General features: G+C 35.7%; 20 protein-coding genes and 1 pseudogene. 2 read left to right on the forward strand and 19 right to left on the reverse strand.

Translation table 11 applies throughout. The features are described 5' to 3' along the window. Positions 1–93: 93 nt before the first annotated feature. The 6 genes from ACQKNX_RS06190 to kynU all read right to left on the reverse strand — a co-directional run bounded on the left by ACQKNX_RS06190 (position 94) and on the right by kynU (position 6,400). Complete coding sequence (locus tag ACQKNX_RS06190) at positions 94–1,563, reverse strand: aldehyde dehydrogenase (RefSeq protein WP_427428070.1); 1,470 nt, start codon at positions 1,561–1,563, stop codon at positions 94–96. A gap of 11 nt (positions 1,564–1,574) precedes the next feature. Beyond that, positions 1,575–2,021 carry a RidA family protein gene (locus ACQKNX_RS06195; protein WP_427428071.1) on the reverse strand — a complete coding sequence of 149 codons (447 nt, stop codon included), beginning with the start codon at positions 2,019–2,021 and terminating at the stop codon, positions 1,575–1,577. Next, positions 2,018–3,034 carry an amidohydrolase family protein gene (locus tag ACQKNX_RS06200; RefSeq protein WP_427428072.1) on the reverse strand — a complete coding sequence of 339 codons (1,017 nt, stop codon included), beginning with the start codon at positions 3,032–3,034 and terminating at the stop codon, positions 2,018–2,020. The genes ACQKNX_RS06195 and ACQKNX_RS06200 overlap by 4 nt, the downstream gene beginning before the upstream one ends. After that, the gene (locus ACQKNX_RS06205; RefSeq protein ID WP_427428073.1) at positions 3,019–3,552 is read right to left on the reverse strand and encodes a 3-hydroxyanthranilate 3,4-dioxygenase; all 534 of its coding nucleotides are present in this window, start codon (positions 3,550–3,552) and stop codon (positions 3,019–3,021) included. Before ACQKNX_RS06205 ends, ACQKNX_RS06200 begins: the two co-directional genes overlap by 16 nt. Positions 3,553–3,653: 101 nt before the next feature. Continuing rightward, a complete protein-coding gene (locus ACQKNX_RS06210; RefSeq protein ID WP_427428074.1) occupies positions 3,654–5,087 on the reverse strand; it encodes an amino acid permease in 1,434 nt (477 codons plus the stop codon). A 26-nt stretch (positions 5,088–5,113) separates the two neighbouring features. Next, positions 5,114–6,400 (reverse strand): kynureninase, encoded by a 1,287-nt coding sequence (gene kynU / locus ACQKNX_RS06215; protein WP_427428075.1) that lies wholly within the window; start codon positions 6,398–6,400, stop codon positions 5,114–5,116. Positions 6,401–6,609: 209 nt separating this feature from the next. On the opposite strand from kynU, the gene ACQKNX_RS06220 reads away from it, so the two are divergent. Then, positions 6,610–7,227, forward strand: a complete 618-nt coding sequence (locus ACQKNX_RS06220; RefSeq protein ID WP_427428076.1) for a TetR/AcrR family transcriptional regulator — start codon at positions 6,610–6,612, stop codon at positions 7,225–7,227. 63 nt (positions 7,228–7,290) lie between these two features. On the opposite strand, the gene ACQKNX_RS06225 is transcribed toward ACQKNX_RS06220, so the two are convergent. After that, on the reverse strand, positions 7,291–7,416 hold the full coding sequence (locus ACQKNX_RS06225) for an IS3 family transposase (protein WP_427428077.1): 126 nt from the start codon (positions 7,414–7,416) through the stop codon (positions 7,291–7,293). A gap of 462 nt (positions 7,417–7,878) precedes the next feature. Here ACQKNX_RS06225 and ACQKNX_RS06230 point away from each other — a divergent pair, with 462 nt between their 5' ends. Beyond that, positions 7,879–9,672: an LVIVD repeat-containing protein gene (locus ACQKNX_RS06230; RefSeq protein ID WP_427428078.1), complete on the forward strand. Its 1,794-nt coding sequence runs from the start codon at positions 7,879–7,881 to the stop codon at positions 9,670–9,672. Positions 9,673–9,866: 194 nt separating this feature from the next. Here the strand turns inward: ACQKNX_RS06230 and ACQKNX_RS06235 are convergent, their stop codons facing one another. From ACQKNX_RS06235 to ACQKNX_RS06290, 12 genes and pseudogenes are all read right to left on the reverse strand, one after another. Then, positions 9,867–10,163 (reverse strand): hypothetical protein, encoded by a 297-nt coding sequence (locus ACQKNX_RS06235; protein WP_427428079.1) that lies wholly within the window; start codon positions 10,161–10,163, stop codon positions 9,867–9,869. Next, the gene (locus ACQKNX_RS06240) at positions 10,154–10,870 is read right to left on the reverse strand and encodes an RHS repeat-associated core domain-containing protein (RefSeq protein ID WP_427428080.1); all 717 of its coding nucleotides are present in this window, start codon (positions 10,868–10,870) and stop codon (positions 10,154–10,156) included. The genes ACQKNX_RS06235 and ACQKNX_RS06240 overlap by 10 nt, the downstream gene beginning before the upstream one ends. Positions 10,871–10,975: 105 nt before the next feature. Beyond that, on the reverse strand, positions 10,976–11,287 hold the full coding sequence (locus tag ACQKNX_RS06245) for a hypothetical protein (RefSeq protein WP_427428081.1): 312 nt from the start codon (positions 11,285–11,287) through the stop codon (positions 10,976–10,978). Positions 11,288–11,710: 423 nt separating this feature from the next. Next, the gene (locus ACQKNX_RS06250; RefSeq protein WP_427428082.1) at positions 11,711–12,061 is read right to left on the reverse strand and encodes a hypothetical protein; all 351 of its coding nucleotides are present in this window, start codon (positions 12,059–12,061) and stop codon (positions 11,711–11,713) included. 23 nt (positions 12,062–12,084) lie between these two features. Further along, positions 12,085–13,440, reverse strand: coding sequence for an RHS repeat domain-containing protein (locus ACQKNX_RS06255; protein WP_427428083.1), 1,356 nt, complete (start codon positions 13,438–13,440; stop codon positions 12,085–12,087). 251 nt (positions 13,441–13,691) lie between these two features. Beyond that, positions 13,692–14,102 carry a hypothetical protein gene (locus ACQKNX_RS06260; protein WP_427428084.1) on the reverse strand — a complete coding sequence of 137 codons (411 nt, stop codon included), beginning with the start codon at positions 14,100–14,102 and terminating at the stop codon, positions 13,692–13,694. Between the two features lie 51 nt (positions 14,103–14,153). After that, positions 14,154–14,543 carry a hypothetical protein gene (locus ACQKNX_RS06265; protein WP_427428085.1) on the reverse strand — a complete coding sequence of 130 codons (390 nt, stop codon included), beginning with the start codon at positions 14,541–14,543 and terminating at the stop codon, positions 14,154–14,156. A gap of 732 nt (positions 14,544–15,275) precedes the next feature. Continuing rightward, positions 15,276–15,572 (reverse strand): annotated as a pseudogene (locus ACQKNX_RS06270) (RHS repeat-associated core domain-containing protein); the annotation flags it as partial. Beyond that, complete coding sequence (locus ACQKNX_RS06275; protein WP_427428086.1) at positions 15,544–15,699, reverse strand: hypothetical protein; 156 nt, start codon at positions 15,697–15,699, stop codon at positions 15,544–15,546. The gene ACQKNX_RS06275 and the pseudogene ACQKNX_RS06270, both read right to left, overlap by 29 nt. 327 nt (positions 15,700–16,026) lie before the next feature. After that, entirely contained in the window at positions 16,027–16,599 is a 573-nt protein-coding gene (locus tag ACQKNX_RS06280; RefSeq protein ID WP_427428087.1) for a hypothetical protein, read from the reverse strand. A 21-nt stretch (positions 16,600–16,620) separates the two neighbouring features. After that, a complete protein-coding gene (locus ACQKNX_RS06285; RefSeq protein ID WP_427428088.1) occupies positions 16,621–17,640 on the reverse strand; it encodes an RHS repeat domain-containing protein in 1,020 nt (339 codons plus the stop codon). A 1,332-nt stretch (positions 17,641–18,972) separates the two neighbouring features. Then, the gene (locus ACQKNX_RS06290; protein WP_427428089.1) at positions 18,973–19,380 is read right to left on the reverse strand and encodes a hypothetical protein; all 408 of its coding nucleotides are present in this window, start codon (positions 19,378–19,380) and stop codon (positions 18,973–18,975) included. Positions 19,381–19,389 lie beyond the last annotated feature (9 nt).

Consider the following 19,389-nt stretch of genomic DNA (forward strand, 5'->3'; position numbering starts at 1 on the left):
TTGCTTAATTTTCTCTGACACCACCATTCACTCTCCTTAGTAAAACAAACAAAAGGCGGGTGCTATACCAACTTTTGTTTGTCTATTCATTCCTTATTTTTTTACGGTAATTGTTTTTGTTTCACTATAGAACTCAAAGCTATGACGACCGCCTTCGCGCCCAATACCACTAGCTTTAGCTCCACCAAATGGGGTTCTTAAATCCCGCACATACCAGCAATTCACCCATAATAAGCCCGCATGAATTTGGGCTGTCACACGCTGTCCTCTCCGTAAATCATTCGTCCATACGACCCCTGCTAATCCATAAATAGAATCGTTCGCTATCTGAATAGCTTCTTCTTCTGTTTTAAATGGAATAATGACAGGAACAGGACCAAATATTTCCTCTTGAGCAACGCGCATACGATTATTGACATCGTACAAAACAGTCGGCTCATAGAAGTTCCCTACAGGTAGTGAAGCGACAGCCTTACCGCCGTAAGCTAGTTTCGCCCCTTCAGCTAGACCAATTCTCACATACTCATCTACGAGCTTTAAATGGCCCTTAGAAACTAAAGCACCCATATCTGTTGTCATATCGAGCGGGTTTCCGACTTTAATTTGTTTCACAGCAGCCACGAATTTATCTAAAAAAAGATCATAAATACTTTCTTGCACTAAAATTCGGGAGCCTGCTAAGCAAATTTCTCCTTGATTGCGATAAATGGCTTCGATTGATCCTGCTACTGCTTCTTCTAAATCAGCATCTTCAAACACAATATTAGCTGATTTCCCACCAAGCTCTAACGAAACTGGGATTAAATTTTGAGCAGCATTACGCATAACCGTTTTTCCTGTATTTGATTCACCCACGAAGGAGATTCTCCTCACAGCAGGGTTTGTCGCCATTTCTGTTCCTACAATACCACCTGGACCTGTCAAAATATTTAGCACACCTGGAGGTAATCCCGCCTCGTTCGCTATTTCTCCAAGCATGATGGCACTTAGCGGTGTATAAGAAGCAGGCTTGATTACAACGGTATTACCTACAGCAAGAGCAGCAGATGCCTTCCACGTCATTTGCATAAACGGCAAGTTCCACGGAATAATTAAGCTTGTCACACCGACTGGGGCATATTGCACATATGAAAAATGCTTGCTTTGATCATAATGCTCGTGCGTCATATATTTCGCCATCTCAGCGAAGAAACGAAAGTTAGCAGCCGCTCGCGGAATATCAAATTCAAGACTCTCCCGTATTGGCTTACCTACGTCTAACGTTTCGACATAGGCAAGTTTTTCAACATTCTTCATTATTAAATCAGCCATGTTGCATAAAATCCGCGAGCGTTCCTCAACAGGCATCTTGCTCCATACACCACTAGCAAATGTTTTATGTGCAACTTCTATTGCGCGCTTTGCATCTTCTTGTCCGCCATTTGCTACTGATGCTAATATTTCATTTGTAGCGGGATTAATCGTATCGAAAGTTTCACCTGATAAGGCGTCTACATAATCGCCACCAATGAATAGTTTGGCATCTTTTAAATATTTTTCTTCGATAACTTTGTCATTAATCAATGCCACTCCTCCTATTCTTCGATTTCAATAATCATCTCTATTTCGATTGCTGTATTATTAGGTAATTGAGCCATTCCAACAGCAGAGCGCCCGTGCTTACCCTTCTCTCCGAAAACCTTCCCAATTAAATCTGAGGCTCCGTTCATTACTTTAGGCTGCTCAATGAAATCCTCTGTGCAATTTACCATCCCTAATACTTTGACAAATTGCTTCACTTTACTTAATTCGCCTATTTCATGTTTCACTACACTGAGTAGGTTTAGCATCGATTGCTGTGCTGCTAAATAGCCTTCTTCTGTCGTCAAATCTCTCCCTAGCTTACCGTGGTACTGATCCACACCCTGTCCTGAGGTAAATAAGAGATTGCCCGTCCTTACACAACCTACATAGTCTCCCCAAGCAGGACGTAAAGGTGGTAATTCAAGCCCTAACTGTGCAAGTCTTTCCTCTGGTGTCATGATCTGATCTCTTCCTTTATCTCGATATTTAAAAAGGCTAAGGCATTTCTCCCTAAAATATCCTTTCTTTGTTCTTCTGAAAGATGAAGTGTCTCATCCACTATCTTCCCCGGTGCGATTTCCCTTAATAAGAAGGGGTAGTCTGAGCCCATCACAATTTTGTCTGCTCCAAATCGATCGATTAAATATTGAAGATTTAACGGATCATAATTTAAAGAATCGAAATAAAAATTTTTCGCATAATAGCTCGGTGGTTTACTCGTTAAGCGTAGATGCGGCCATACTTTCCACCCTTGATCTAAGCGAGGTAAAATATAAGGAAAAGAGCCACCACCGTGTGCAAAACACACTTTAAGTTTCGGGAATTTTTCGATAACTCCGCCGTTAATAAGACTAGCAGCAGCAAGCGCAGTTTCACTTGGCATCCCTACCGTGTACATAAAATTATGGCGCGGCATGCGGTCCTTCCCGAGCGTTTCCCACGGGTGAATAAATAAAGGCACTTGCCATTTCTCCGCCATTTCGAAAAATGCTGTAAAAGCTGGGTCGTCTAAATTTTTGCCGTTTATATTCGTCCCGATTTCGATGCCTTTAAGCCCTAGCTCATGTATGCAACGATCCATTTCACAAATTGCTACCTCTACATCTTGGAGTGGCACTGTGCCAAGACCGAGGAATCGCTTCGGATATTGCTTCACCGTATTCGCAATAAAGTCGTTTTGTATACGAGCCATTTCCTCTGCCGCCTGTGCCTCCGCCCAATAGGAAAACGTCACAGGAATCGGGGACAATACTTGTATATCCACCCCTTCAGCATCCATATCCTGTATGCGTTTTTCTGGGCTCCATACTTGGTCTGTCACTTCTCTAAACACTTGACCTGCTACCATAATATTCGCACCACATGTACATGTTTTTGCTAATGTTGGCCAGCGTTCTCCGCCAAACTTCTCCACAAAGTTAGGTATATCTTCTGGAATAATATGAGTATGGAAATCTACTCGCATTGCCATAAACTCACTTCTTCAGACATTACATGACCGCAATTTTTACATGTGCGTAGCTCTAAACTACCATTGAATTCTTCGATTGCACCTTTCACTTGTGTTTCGATATCTGTCAATTGCACCGTTTTTTTATGCATTTGTTGATCGCAGTTTTCACAGAACCATACGAAGTCCTCTAGCTCTCCCTCTGCCCGCTTCCTTTCTACGACAAGTCCATATGTGTCAGCAATACGATGAGGAGAGTGCGGCACATTCGCTGGTAGCATGAACACTTCCCCTTCTTTAATTGTAATCACTTCACGCTTTCCTTCATTAATTATCTCTACGAAGCAATCGCCTTTAATTTGATAAAAGAACTCATCAGATGGATCGACATGGAAATCTCGACGGCGATTAGGTCCGCCCAAAATCATACAAATAAACTCCGAATCCTCCCATAGCACTTTATTGTTAACAGGTGGCTTTAAAGAATGTTTATTTTCTTCGATCCAATTTAATAGATTAAATGCTTGTAATGTTGCCATACGAAACCCACTCCTCTAAAATTTTATATTTATGTTTTTTTATGGATTTTAATACCGTACTGAAATCGCTAACCGACTTCAATGACCATGATTGCCTACTGCTAAACAATCCCGCTTCCTGAACTCTCTGTAGTATCTTCTACAATAACCGAAGATTTCGTGTTCGCCTTTTTCCAGAAGAAGTAACAAACTGAAATAAAGATTAACCAAGGGAATCCGAGTGTTAATGTGGCTTTAAAGTCCGGTGAAAACCATGTTGATAGTACAACAGACGCTAACAAGACTGCACCGAAAATTGTTAAGTACGGATAACCAATCATTCTTACCGGTAATTTGCGTCCGTTCGTTTCATTCCATTTTTTACGGAAGAACAGGTGTGTAATAAAAATCATAAACCAAGCAAACATCGCACCAAAGCTAGAAAGCGAAATCATCGTTGCAAAAGCCGCATCCGGTCTGACAACTGTAAAAATTGTCGCGATGGCGATACCGATAACAGAAGCAAATAATGCAACTGAAGGTACGTTTTTCCTATTTAATTTACCTAATACTTTCGGCGCGTAGCCACCTCTTGATAAAGAAAACATCATACGTGTAGAAATATATAATTGACTATTCATCGCAGAAAGCGCTGCCACAAGTACGACGAAATTCATAATAGCTGCTGCTCCTGGGATATTCATAATTTCAATTACTTTTACGAATGGACTTTTATCGATTCCTGCCATCCCCCATGGCACAATCATCAGCATTAAAGATAGCGTTAATAAGTAAAACAGCACAAGTCGAACAACGGCTGAACGAAGCGCAATCGGCACTGCTTTTTCCGGATCCTTTGCTTCACCAGCACTAACAGCAATCATTTCAATACTTAAATAACTGAACAGCGATACAAATATAGCAATCCACATTCCCCATACCCCATTAGGGAAGAAACCACCGTCATTTGTATAATTTTGAGTACCAATAGCTGCGCCACTATCCGCGCCAACAATGACATAGACTGCTAGAATAATAAATCCAACAATCGCAGCTACTTTAAAGAGTGAAAACCAATATTCAACAGCACCAAATAATTTGACCGATGTTGCGTTCACATAAATAAGCACTGCTGCAAACAAGATTATCCAAACGATGGCAGGCACGGTCGGAAACCAATACTTCATATAAACGGCTATAGCTGTAACCTCCGTACCGATTGCACATACTAAACTAAACCAATACGAATAGCGTACCGAAAAGCCAGCCCATGGATTAATATACTTCTCTGCATAGGCACCAAACGATCCTGTCACTGGATGAGCTACAGTCATTTCTGCTAAGCAGCCCATGAGTAATAATGCAATTAATGCACCGATTGCATAGCTAATAATGACACTCGGTCCTGCCAAGCCAATCGCCAAGCCACTCCCTAAAAATAACCCGGTCCCGATTGCTCCCCCAATGGCAATCATCGTCAGCTGGCGTGTTGTTAAGCTTTGACTTAATCCCTTTTCTCTTTCAACGATATCTTGCAAACGATTGTCTTGTGACATACATTTGCCCCCTTTGTTATTGTCGTTTAAGAAACTACATTTCTTTCCTTCCCATACTCTTCATATTGCTTTTCTGTCACGATTGCTTTTAATATTTCGACGGTTTCCCACACCTCCTCGAATGACGTATAAAAGGCGATTGGTGCGAGACGAATAATGTTAGGCGGTCTAAAGTCTGGAATGACGCCCTTATCAACTAAAGCTTTGCAAATTCGAATCGCCTCATCATGCTCTAAGCAAACATGCCCCCCTCGTTTATCATCTTCATTTGGATTGCCAATTGAAAAGCCAAGCTCAGTTAGCTCTTGCTCGATTAAGTCCATCATATACCGTGTAAGCTTTAATGATTTTTGACGAATATTTTCGATACCAGCCTCCGCAAACATTTCTAATGATCCGATAATAGGGGCTAAGCTCAGCACGTGCGGTGTACCCATTTGAAATGCCCCAGCAGATTCTTCCACATCTAATGTATGTGCCATATCAAACTGTTTATCTTTTTTGGAGCTGTACCAGCCAGCTAAACCAGGATAAATGCCGAAATGTTTTTTATTCACATACAAGCCAGCGACTGAACCAGGACCACCGTTGAGATACTTATAATTACACCATATAGCAAAATCAACATTCCACTCACTAAAGTAATGCGGAATTGCCCCAATAGAATGACAAGCATCAAAGCCAATGCAAATGCCTCTCGCGTGTGCTTCGGCAGTTAAGCGTTTTATATCTAGTAGCTGACCACTTCTGTAAAGGACAGTTGGCAGCATTATGAGCGCTATCTCATCTGTCATCGCTGCGATAATATCCTCTTCTAAAATTAGCTTGCCATCACGACTTTTCACACGTACTAAATGCTCATCTGGATCATAGCCTTTTAACTTTATTTGACTCTGTAGTGCATAAATATCTGATGGGAATGTTAATTCATCCGCTAAAATTTTTGTTCGTCGCCCTTCTGGTTTATAAAATGTTGCGACAGCTTGATGAATATTGGAAGTCGTAGAACCGGCAATAATGACTTCATTTTTCTCAGCTCCGATTAGTGGTGCACACATTTCACCGAGCTTCTCTGAAATGAAAAACCATGGATACTTACCGGTTGTCCATCCTTTAATCCCGTATGCTTTCCAAGATTCCATTAATTCATGGACATTTTCCTCGGCTCTTTTGGACATTAAGCCTAAGGAATTACCATCCATGTAAATAACACCTGATTGTAAATAAAATTCATCGCGGTATGATCGAAATGAATCATTCGCATCATATTGTTTTGCATGCTCATTTTTGTAAACGCTTTCTCTAGTTCCCAAAATTCTCTCCCCCATTTTTTAAATTTTCTGAATATGTTCATAGTCTAAAATAAAGTTGACATAGTGTCAATATTATTTTTACCAAATTTTCCAACGTCATTTGTAAAAATATTTCAAATGGGCTATGATTAAATGAAATAAATCATTGGATTATCAAGCAATAGCACGCTTATTATAAATAAAACAAGTCATATCTTGGAGGTCATTTAATGAGTGAAGAAACGAAGCCAATCGACGGAAGAAATATGCGCTCTATCGCAACGAAACAAAAATTATTGGATGCCGCGCGTGACGTTTTCTATGAATTTGGCTTTAAAAAAACTACTATTTCTCAAATTATTAAGAGAGCAGAAACTGGTTATGGGACAGCTTATGTACACTTCAAAGGAAAAGACGAGATTTTAATCGCACTCATGGAAACGGTCATGCAGGAATTTCTTGATATGGCCCACACACCTTTCCTACCTACTAGCAAAGAAGAAGCAAAAGAGCTTGTCCTGAATCAAGTCACTGCTTTTTTAACGATGGCAAAATCCAATAAAGATATTATGAAAGTATTCGCAGAAGCGATTAGCCTTTCCCCTGCCGTGAATGAAAAGTGGGATGACATCCGAAAAACGAACATACATTTTATTATCCGCGATATTACATATGCGCAGAGTCAAGGCTTAGTACGGACAGATTTAAAAATCGATATCGTCGCACGCTCATGGTTTTTAATCAATGAAAACCACCAATGGGACCTCGTGCGTGATGATACGTCCGCTTCTATTGAGGACATCGCTTGGACGATTACAACGATGTATATCGATGGGTTATACAAATAAAAAAACCAGATCAAGAACTGACCTAGTCATTTGAGACACATATAAAACACCCCATTAGGCTGCTTACTTCCCAAATTCTATGGGAGTTAAGTAGCCTAATTTTTCTTGTATTCGTTCCTCATTATATTCTCTCATATATTCCATTACACGTAATCTCGTCACTTCATTAGTCAACGAATGATGCTTCACACGCTCAAATGCTTCTGTTCATGATTTTTTGATTCGTTAATTCACCCGCTAATTTTTCTTTCACAACTGCCCATTTAACTTCTGGAGAATAACTAACTTTTTCCATAGAAAAACACCTCCCAAATGATTTACATATAGCAAGCCCATTTTAGAGGTGTTTTATATTGTCTTATGATTAGGTTAGTCCATAGGAGATTCATCTTAATCTATTTTTTTATTTTGTTTGAGATCTATTTTAGCGTGTAGGTAGGATAGAAGACTCAAATTTATGAAAGTCTAAATATTCAGAAAATAAAAAGTTGACACCGTGTCATATATGATTGTAGTATTTATTTAGTTCCGGAACAACTAAATTTCACAATTTTCCAGCTTCAACTTATTTGTCACCTATACAATCTACATGTCTTTAGTAAAATGCTCTTACGCTTTAAAAATTCATAGATTTCTAGGGGGATTGCGTTGATGAAAAAATTTAAGTCACATCCTTTTCTGAGTAATTTAGCTTTTACCTTTCTTCTTATGATGGGCATTATTTTCTTCTTGTCTTTAGGCACTGCATTAGCGAACGATGAAGCTAAAAAAGAAGACAAGCAGGAAGCACCGCACACAGGTCTAAACAAAAATGCACCTGATGCACCGCTGCCAACGAAAAAGGAAGGCACAACAAAGCTTTTACCAGGTGAACCAGAAGAGCCCGCGCCTGGCAGCTGGGGCTATGATGCGAAGACAGGGATTTTCACTCACCCAGCCGCAACACCGGATAATGAAGGTCCACAACCATTTGAAGGAAGTTTGCCTTATCTTGATCAAAATCAATATACGAAAAATATGAATGTAGAAGCATTCTATCCATACGTTATTGGTTGGGGACATAGCTGGCAAGCTACTTTCGATCTAGACGGTCGTCGCTATTTATACGATCTTGAAACAGATATGTACAATGTATTCGATATTACAGATCCTAAAAACGCCAAGCGTATCGCCAATAAATTAATTGACACAGATAAGGGAGACAAACGCTTCGGTCCAATGACAGTCAAATACAATAAAAAGTTGGACAAAACAATTGCCGTTCAATGTTACGAAGTACCGCGTTATGGTGTTCTATCGAATAAGTATGAATCCCCTGAGCAAGTTAAGGCTATTAAAGAAAAAGAAATGCTGCGTGGATTCCGCATTTTCGAAGTCACAAGCCCATTATTTTCAGAATGGAATCTGCTATCTGAAACACCTTTAGATGCGAAAGCAAATGCAAGTGACCTTGTACAAGAAGGCTCTGGCTGTCAAGACGTACCTGTCTATGATGGTGGAGATTATTTATTTGTTGCAGGTGCACCTGATGATTCCTTCATCAATACAGAGTATAAAAGCTATTTATATTCAGGAGCACAAATGGCCTTTGATATTTCAGACCCATCTAATCCGAAACGTCTTTCAACTTGGTGGGTGCCAGGTCAACGTGTAGGCGAAGAAGCATCCTATAACAAAAACCCCCGCGCTGGCAACAAAACAACATGGATGGGCTCTCGCATGCCGCTATTCATTCCGACACCTGTAGAAAAGGGTGGCAAGTACGGCTATGCAGCAATGGGTGGCTTTGGGTTTTATATTGTAGACATATCCGATCCAGCAAATATGAAAACGGTTTCACATATTGACATGCCAATGAGTGTTAGCGGTACTGAAGGGGATAATATTGACGTTTCCAAAGTCGAAAGCACAGGCATTGTTTACTATAGCGGCTATCCACTTAGCGAAGATTGCCATGAGCCTTATAAGGAAATTTACGCAATCGACGTCAACAATCCGCTTGAGCCTAAAATCATTAGTACGTTAAAACGCCCGACACCACCAGAATCAGCACCATTCACAGACTTTTGCCAACGTCGCGGCAGCTTTGGACCGAAGCGGAGTGGCTATGCAACCATTAATCCAGGTGTTCCGAGCGACCAATATATCCCTTACGCCTTCTACAATGCAGGTGTCCAAATTTTTGACGTAACCAACCCAACAGAATCAACAATCGAAGCATACTTTGTGCCGAAGATGTCTGGAGAAATTCCAAACGAAGATGGCACAACTACGACAAGCGATCATTCTAATCCTGTACACGGCATTTTCGTCGAATGGGACCGAAATTTAATTTGGGCATTTTCAAACCATGGCATGTATGCCCTATCTACACCTTTACTCGGTGACCCGGTCATCGGTTTACCGGAGCCCGTAGAGGAGAAAAAACAAACGCAAAAAAAGTAAAAAGTAAATTTAAAAAACCGAACGACTATTGAAAAGTCGTTCGGTTTTTTTAGTATTTGGCGTGCGATGTTCGGAAGTGAATTGGTTTTACGTCAAGTTTTCGGACACATCTCGCTTAAGTTTTTTCTTGGGAAGTAGATGCACTCTTTGTAAAATAGATTTTCTTTCATGAATTTATCAAGTCTATTGAATAATTATTTTAAAACCAATTCAAAAAAGATTAAACCAAAGTACATACCCACTATCCATAACACAATGTAAAGTAATTTCACTTTCATATGTTGTTTATTAAAGACCATACCCGAATAACGATAACCCCAATAAATGATAGGTAATAAAAGAACAAAACTAAAAATAGTTTCAATGGAAAAACTAAATTGATAATCTATATTTCTTTCAGTGATAAAAAAAGTTAAGCAGCCTAAAACAAAACCAATTGTATAGCTACTTAATAACAAATGAGTTAGTGTTCTATCTTTTTTTATCTCCATGCTCTACTCCACCCATATTTATTTTTAAATCCTACAATTGTATACCATCCTATGACCCCCACATCTCCCCATGTAAAAATAGATTTCAGTAACACTTTCCCGGCCATTTTCGCACCATATTTCCTGATTTGGTTCTGAGCAGCTTTTATTATCTTTTGCTGTTCATTTCTTGAGTTAGACATGGTTCTCTTAATATCATATACTAAGCCATTCATACTCTTTTTCCCATTAACATAAGCTTGAATACTAGTTTTTACACCACTTAATATTTTCTCTCCAAATAAAATGTAAGGAGCAATAGAACCATTTTGCAATGCTTTGAAGAGACTTCCAGGAATGTAAAAACTCAACCATTTACCAATACCGTATAATAGAGCACTTTTTAATCTATTAAATATAACCGTAAAAGCTGATTCTCCATTAGGATCCACATTTATCACTGGATTATTATTAGCATAACTATAACCATTCAGCGTTAAGGGATTCATTGTATCCCCACGCACAGGATCTAATGATAAGAAAACACCAGTATCTGGATTATAGTAACGTGCCATTAAATAATATAACTTTGTATCTTCATCATAACGATATCCTGCATAACGATATGGATTGATAGAGTCCATATGATCTATACCACTCTGCGTTAAAATGTTACCCCATGCGTCATATGTGTAAGATGCTACAAGTTTGCCACTTGCATCTGTCATCCCCAGTACATCACCTCGATAGTTTGAAAGGTAATGATAAGGTTTGCCTTCGTATATCATTGTAAGTGGACGTCCATTGTCATCGTAAACATAGCTTTTTACTGCTTAAGAGGTCTTATCCTTTTCATAAAGAACTCGATTGCTATCTCCATCATAAGCATAGTACATAGGTCCATTACTATCTTTACTATAGATTCTTCTTCCTTTTTCATCGTAGCCATATTCAGCAATAACAGTACCTGCATTATTTTTCACTTTTATTAACTGATCAAATGCATTCCATTCATACGTAAACGTTCCATCACTTGTTAAATTTCCATCCAGATCATACAAGTATTCCTGATTGTTTACAAACGATAATTGATTCGCATCATTATATTGGTACGTAGTAGATTCTGTTTTCCCTGCATTTTTCACGCTTTTTGTAAGACGATTCCCAACTTCATCTATGTATAATCCATTTGTGAAACGATCACAAAAATCATTAATACAATAATTAATATAATTAAAACCATTTACATTCCACCTACTTACCTGAGAAATAAAAAACACTCTTTAAGGAAAAGGACATAGCAATGCTATCCCATCATTTCACTTAAAAAGTGTTTCATATATCAGTATCCCTTGCTACTTGGTGAGGAAATTGAAAATAAAGAGTTGTAATAATAGTTAAACATTTCCTTAATGCTTTTGCTTTTGCAATTGATAAATTAAGGAGTTCAAAAATAACTTCCAAAATATATGTTATTTAATTCTCTATAAAAATAGTCCATACCAATAGACATTTAATATTAAGTTTATTAAGTTTTAATAAATAAAAACAAACACCTTGAGCTCTTTTTATAAATCATTATCTACCCTAATCTGCTGTACCTTTTTATCCAACAAATTTATATCAAGTTCACCTGAAATAAAATTGAGTTTTAACCAATATGCTTCATTAACAACATATGTTTTAATCACATCTATAATATTCTTTTCAGTTAACGACTCAACAATAACAAACGAAGGTCCTGCAGGAATATAACTAATTTTCTCATTTCTCATTAAAGTATATAAGTTTTTTGGCGTAGTTATTACAAGCGTATAAGTCATGCCATCTTCTAATTCAATGAAAACATCTATATTATCATCTTCAATATTTTTAATATTACTAAGAGGAGTTGGAAATTCTACTCTAATAATATCCATTTCTTCATCTCCAATGTATAAATTTATTTACCGTACAATTGTTTTAATACATCAATTACTTTTTGCTCATTTGCCTTACTTGATTTAGCTAATATTTCCATTTTTCCGTGATTCATTCTATAAAAAACTCGTGCCCCTTCTCTCCCTCTCAAATAGGAAATATTACCAAATAAATTTTTACTTCCCAATCCCGGATTGGTATTACCATGAAGAAACTTATTTACTAAATCATCAGCCTCTTTTTGAACTGCTGTATTTTTACCCATTTGCTCAGCAGCTTTTACTAAACGTTGATCCTTTTTAATTGAAGAAATTACACCAATTTTAGGTTTAACCTTAATCTTAGTTACTGCTTTTTTCAATACAGTAATAACAATTTTAGCCCATTCTCCATCCGGATCCACAAACAATACAGGATTATTATGAGCATAGTTATAGCTATTTAATGTTAGGGGATTCATCGTATCCCCACCCACAGGATCTAATGAAAGAAAAACTCCTGTATTAGGATTATAGTATCGTGCCATTAAATAATAGAGCTTTGTATCTTTATCATAACGATATCCTGCATAACGATATGGGTTGATAGAGTCAATATCATCTGTACCACTTTGCGTTAAAATATTACCCCACGCATCGTATGTGTAAGATGCTACTAGCTTGCCGCTCTCATCTGTCATCCCTAGTACATCACCACGATAGTTTGTAAGGTAATGATAAGACACGCCTTCGTAAATCATTGTTAGTGGACGCCCATTGTCATCATAAACGTAACTTTTTATTGCATAAGATGTTTTATCCTTTTCATAAAGAACGCGATTGCTATCTCCATCATAAGCATAGTAAATAGGCCCATTACTATCTTTACTATAGATTCTTCTTCCTTTTTCATCGTAGCCATATTCAGCAATAACAGTACCTGCATTATTTTTCACTTTTATTAACTGATCAAATGCATTCCATTCATACGTATACTTTCCATCACTTGTTAAGTTTCCATCTAGATCGTACAAGTATTCCTGATTGTTTACAAACGATAATTGATTCGCTTTATTATACTTATAGGTAGTTGATTCAGTTTTCCCTGCATTTTTCACGCTTTTTGTAAGACGATTCCCAACTTCATCATACGTATAGTCCATTTGTGGACCATCAATATATGCTTCTTGCGTTAATTGGTTTAAAGCATCATAAGTGTAATTTACTTTATTAATAATGCTTTTAATATTGTTGTTTGCATCATACTCATATGTGAACTTATTCCATTCAGATAAACTATCTAGCGATAATGTCTCTTCTTGTAAACGACCAGATTGATAAACCTTTGAAAGTTTGGTGCCGTTTGTGAAATTAGTATCATAGCCCTCTGTTTTCTCCAACTAAGAGCTACCTTTAAATAAATTTACTTTTTTATTATGTAAGGGCTAATATGAATCCCTTTTAAAGAAAGCATAGCTATTGTTACTATAAAAAATTGAAAGGTCGAACGCAAAACTTTTGTCGTTCAACCTTTCATTAATACTAATTTAGTTAAACTAAATCCCAAAAAACCTTTAGTCTTTATCCTAGTAAGGAATTTAACAAAATGTGGAAGTTTCTTGTGCCGATAGATCGGAAGATATTGTTACTTTTAATTAAATTCAATATCTATCAAATAATGAGATTTTTCACTATAATGAATCGTGCAGCTATATGTTCCTTCTTCTAAAAAAGAGAATTCCTCATAATTGGCTTCAACTGTTAAATTATTGACTAATACTTGAAAAATCGTGTCACTGCCAAATCTACCACCAATATTGTCCATCTTTACAATTTCACAGGAACCACTTGAAGATTGAGTTTGTCCATTCCTCACATTCATAATATCAATTATCCCTGATACACTTAGGTATATACAAATTAATGAGAAGATACTGAAAGTAATAATTACTGCCTTGAAATCTTTATGTTGTTTTTTTCTTTTAAAAAATATAACCATTATTACTAACGATACAATCAAACCAATGAAAGAAAAAAGTACTACATTTACAATTTCACTCATTTATCTCACCTACTTATCTATATTTTCTATATAACTTATTTACTTCACTACTTACCATATACCAAACACCACTTGCTTCTGCTCTATAGCTGGCTCGGGAGTCCCATTCCTATAGCACCTACCACGATAGTTTGTAAGGTAATGATAAGGTACTCCTTTGTAAATCATTGTTAGTGGATACCCATTCTGATCGTAAACGTAACTTTTTACTGCGTAAGAGGTTTTATCCTTTTCATAGAGAACACGGTTGCTATCTCCATCATAAGCATAGTACATAGGTCCATTACTATCTTTACTATAGATTCTTCTTCCTTTTTCATCGTAGCCATATTCAGCAATAACAGTACCTGCATTATTTTTCACTTTTATTAACTGATCAAATGCATTCCATTCATACGTAAACGTTCCATCACTTGTTAAATTTCCATCTGGATCGTACAAGAATTCCTGATTGTTTACAAACGATAATTGATTCGCTTGATTATACTTATAGATAGTAGATTCTTAAAGCTTATAAATTGTATTTAGAGATGATTTATTAAATGAATTTATTAATACTGCCAATCTATTTTTTTTATTATTTTATTTGCAAAATAGAATGCTATCCATGTTAATATAACGGGAATAGCTAGATGATACATCCAATTATTCCCTAATAAGCTGAAGATGAATTGAAAAAGATCATATAGTAATGCAACACTTGCATAGATAAGTATTTCAATGAATGGATATATACTTCTACGTATTATTGCGAATATAATCCCCACAACTAATAAACCTATACTAAAAAATATCAAAAAGTTCACCTCATTTTTTTGGTCTATAACTATATGCGTAAACTACTGTCCAGTAGGTAAATGTAACTATCTCTGATATTAATACTCCTCCTATGCCCCCAATCATCATACTAACTGCTTTTTTACCTAGTGCAGATATTAATTTTTTCTTTGCAAATCCTATTAGAGACTTACTAAAAGTATTGGCAAAGCTTCGGACAAAAGCCTTATAAAGCTTAAAAGATTTAGTCTGTGATTTCGCAAATTTTTTAAATGCAAATGTACCTCCGATAAAAGTTATTGTTGAACTTGCTATTTTTTCACCTAGATTTATAGAGACTCCCCAGCTTTCTAATAGTTTTTTCATCGCTTGTTTTGCCCCATATTTTAATCTAGCTACAATGTTATAAGCTAACTCCCCATCTGGATCCACATTCATCACTGGATTATTATTAGCATAACTATAACCATTCAATGTTACAGGATTTCCTGTATCCCCGCGCACAGGATCTAGTGATAAGAACACACCAGTATTAGGATTATAGTAACGTGCCATTAAATAATAGAGTTTAGTAGCCTCATCATAACGATACCCTGCATAACGATATGGGTTGATAGAGTCCATATCATCTGTACCACTCTGCGTTAAAATGTTCCCCCATGTGTCATATGTGTAGGATGCTACAAGCTTGCCACGTATAGCGATACGTAATTTGCTGGTCGCCGTATGTCATCGTGCTAATAAGGCCATTAGCATAATAGGCCAACTGAAGTGTTTTCTTCAAAACATCTTTACCTAAATCCGTTGCAATCTCTGTCAATTTATTACTACTATCATAAACGATGGTTTTCAAGTATATTATTCAATCTTTTAATTAGTGGATAAATAAATAATAAATAACTTAACTATTAAAATCCACATTTATATAAATTATACAAATCCAAATACCTCATTTGACATTTAAGCTATTCAGACGAAAAATAGCCATTTATCTAAAGAAACTTTCAGATAAATGACTATTCGTTGTACTTATAGAAAAAGATGCACTTTTTGTATATTATGAGCTTATATTACTTGTTACTGCTATTCCTATATTAGTCTTCTACTATTATGTTTTGGAACTTTTGCCTCTAATAAATAATAACAACTACTCATTTACGTATATTCCTTCATAGTCTGTATCTTTCGGAAAGGTTTTAATCATTTCTTTAGTGTTTTTTAAATTAGAATCATTCGACAAAATAAGGATGTTTTCACAATCATGTCCAATAACAAAAATACTCTGATTATCCATAACCTTCATTTCGTTATTTAAGTTATTGTTACTGGAAAAAATATTCTTATGAGTAGCCCACATCACAACTTCTCCTGCACATGCTATTGTTATTGCTAAAGAAAACATCAGTTTAAATTTTTCTGCATTTTCAATTTCGATAATTTTAAACTTACCTCTAAAGTTTTGAGGTTTAAAAGAATATTGAATGCAAAATGAATCAAATTCTTTAGCTATATAATCTTCTACTTCTATGAAAAGATAGAGTGGAAATCCGTTAATTTTATCCATCCAATTAGGAAACCAATTTTCATCACATTCAGGTAAATAAAGTCCAGAAATATCCAGAAGAGATTGTGGAAAATCACTTAAAACAAAAGGAATCTTTTCAAAGTATTCTTGTATACTTTCACTATCTATATTTACATCCTCAATATAAAATCTCATTATTAACCTCTTTCATATTTGTTACCATACCCACATAAATTTCTTTTTATCATAGAATGTATAACCCTTTCTATACTGTTCATTCCATCTAAAAACATAGTGAAGGGATGGATTGCCTAAATGATAATGCCAAGCATCTTCTTTTACTATTTTCTTCCCATTCAAAAAGGTGACTTTTGCATATTCAAAAGAAAATATCCGTCTGTCCCCCGTTCCGCTTTTCTTAATAATACTAACTAAATTTCCTTGTCCAAATTTAATTATATACTGCTTTTCAAATTGTTTAAAATACTTTTTAATATTACTACTAACGATATAATTTAATTCTTTCATCAACTTGGGACCATATCTTTTAGCCAAATACTTGAGGATTGGAATTACTGTAAATTGTAAAAGTCTAATTAAAATAGGATTTTGTCCATTTGAATCTGTAAAATTAACTGGATTATTATTTGAATAGTTATACCCATTTAATGATATAGGATTCACTATATTTCCACGTACAGGATCTAACGATAAAAATACACCTGTATCAGAGTTATAATAACGTGCCATTAAATAATATAACTTTGTATCTTCATCATAACGATAACCAGCATAGCGGTATGGGTTAATAGAGTCCATATCATCTGTACCACTTTGCGTTAAAATGTTACCCCAAGCGTCATATGTGTACGATGCTACAAGCTTACCACTTGCATCTGTCATCCCTAGTACATCACCACGATAGTTTGTAAGGTAATGATAAGTTTCGCCTTTGTAAATCATTGTGAGTGGGTGACCGTTATCATCGTAAACATAACTTTTAACTGCGTAGGAGCTTTTATCCTTTTCATAAAGAACGCGATTGCTATCTCCATCATAAGCATAGTAAATAGGTCCATTACTATCTTTACTATAGATTCTTCTTCCTTTTTCATCGTAGCCATATTCGGCAACAATAGTGCCAGTATTACTCTTTACTTTCGTCAGCTGATCAAATGCATTCCATTCATACGTATACTTTCCATCACTTGTTAAGTTTCCATCCGCATCGTACAAGTATTGCTGATTGTTTACAAACGATAATTGATTCGCTTGATTATACTTATAGGTAGTAGATTCTTAAACCTTATAAATTGTATTTAGAGATGATTTATTAAATGAATTTATTAATACTGCCAATCCATTTTTTTTATTATTTTATTTGCAAAATAGAATGCTATCCATGTTAATATAATGGGAATAGCTAGATTATATATCCAATTATTCCCTAATAAACTGAAGATGAATTGAAAAAGATCATATAGTAATGCAACACTTGCATAGATAAGTATTTCAATGAATGGATAAATACTTCTACGTATTATTGCGAATATAATCCCCACAATTAATAAACCTATACTAAAAAATATCAAAAAGTTCACCTCATTTTTTTGTCTATAACTATATGCGTAAACTACTGTACAGTAGGTAAATGTAACTATCTCTGAAATTAAAACCCCTTCTATGCCCCAAATAATCGAGTGTTTTATCTATGATTAATCGTGGAGCTCATATATAAAAGATAGATAAACACATGAATAAAATTCCTAATCCTATCAATATAGATTTAACTATATACCACGGAGAAATTGATAGAATAAAACCAAATATGAAATAGAGAGCCCCTAAAACTATGCTGTCATTAACGCTAGACGCGGAAGAACTTGACGAATATGATTTTGAAAAATTCTTCTCATGATACTTTCCCGAATAAAGTATACCAACAATTGTTATGGCGATTCCTAGCAAAAGGATAATATTTTTCATTGTACCTTCACCTCACTTTTTCATCTTAGATATCTAAGTAATGCCCGCTTACCACCATATCGGTAAACAGCTTTTAGATGTTTAAAAATTTGCAAACCGGAAGAAATGCCTGAAGTAACATATGACGAAAATACTCCCTTTAAGGTTGGCTTTCGCCCTTTGGCTATTGTATTTAAAATATAAGCTTTTGGACCATATGCAGCCATTGCAATTAGTCTTGCTGTTATACTTGCACCAGTACTAGCAATCGCTCTATATTAACCCTTTCCTATTAACCATGCCCCACCAGTAACTGTTGCAATTGCTGCTACACCTAACCATCCAATGCCTGGTATGAACATACTGCTCCCTAAAACAGCTGTCGCTGATTCCCCACTGTTTAACGTTGAGTGGGTATATTTATGCCAATAATACTCCAGTCATGAATGTTGATTTTGACCCCAACCTCTACTTTAAAGATGGTAGTTTGAACATAATATTTATTATGACAACTTATCGATTCTAAAGAAAAACACCTCCTAATGAATTTTTGAGTATATAAACCCAATTCATAGAAGATGTTTTTAATTATCTATATATTTTTCACTTTAAATTTGAATACAAATGATTTAACTTACTAAAATTTTTATCATAGATTTTTCTATTCGTAAGATTTTCTAGCCAGTATTTCGCTCTTTCTAATTCATCATTTTTAATAAATGTATTGATTATTTTAAAAAAATTGAAACTGTAAGGGAAATCTTGGCTTTCAACAATAGTTAACCCCAAATGGAAGTTTTCTGAAGCGCTTTTATAGTCTTTTAAATCTGAATATAACAGTCCTATATAAATATAAGCACTTGATTTTTCTCTATCAGTCAATGGTTGTTTCAAAGCAGTAATTATTGTATCAATAGCTTTTTTTTTCATAAAAAACATATCATACAAATTCGCTTTTCTTACAATTCGACTATATTTTCTTGTTGGTTTATCTTGAGATTTATTTATCATAATTACCTC

The organism is Lysinibacillus sp. NPDC093712, assembly GCF_050280025.1.
Classification (GTDB): Bacteria; Bacillota; Bacilli; order Bacillales_A; family Planococcaceae; genus Lysinibacillus.

Excerpts from the sequence above, each read along its gene's own strand:
- ACQKNX_RS06235 (WP_427428079.1), bottom strand. The coding sequence starts at position 10,163 with ATGGAGATAAAAAAAGATAGAACACTAACTCATTTGTTATTAAGTAGC.
- ACQKNX_RS06260 (WP_427428084.1), bottom strand. The coding sequence starts at position 14,102 with ATGAGTGAAATTGTAAATGTAGTACTTTTTTCTTTCATTGGTTTGATT.
- ACQKNX_RS06290 (WP_427428089.1), bottom strand. The coding sequence starts at position 19,380 with ATGATAAATAAATCTCAAGATAAACCAACAAGAAAATATAGTCGAATT.
- ACQKNX_RS06210 (WP_427428074.1), bottom strand. The coding sequence starts at position 5,087 with ATGTCACAAGACAATCGTTTGCAAGATATCGTTGAAAGAGAAAAGGGA.
- ACQKNX_RS06240 (WP_427428080.1), bottom strand. The coding sequence starts at position 10,870 with ATGACAGATGCAAGTGGCAAACTTGTAGCATCTTACACATATGACGCA.
- ACQKNX_RS06200 (WP_427428072.1), bottom strand. The coding sequence starts at position 3,034 with ATGGCAATGCGAGTAGATTTCCATACTCATATTATTCCAGAAGATATA.
- ACQKNX_RS06220 (WP_427428076.1), top strand. The coding sequence starts at position 6,610 with ATGAGTGAAGAAACGAAGCCAATCGACGGAAGAAATATGCGCTCTATC.
- ACQKNX_RS06205 (WP_427428073.1), bottom strand. The coding sequence starts at position 3,552 with ATGGCAACATTACAAGCATTTAATCTATTAAATTGGATCGAAGAAAAT.
- ACQKNX_RS06250 (WP_427428082.1), bottom strand. The coding sequence starts at position 12,061 with ATGGATATTATTAGAGTAGAATTTCCAACTCCTCTTAGTAATATTAAA.
- ACQKNX_RS06280 (WP_427428087.1), bottom strand. The coding sequence starts at position 16,599 with ATGAGATTTTATATTGAGGATGTAAATATAGATAGTGAAAGTATACAA.
- ACQKNX_RS06195 (WP_427428071.1), bottom strand. The coding sequence starts at position 2,021 with ATGACACCAGAGGAAAGACTTGCACAGTTAGGGCTTGAATTACCACCT.
- ACQKNX_RS06230 (WP_427428078.1), top strand. The coding sequence starts at position 7,879 with ATGAAAAAATTTAAGTCACATCCTTTTCTGAGTAATTTAGCTTTTACC.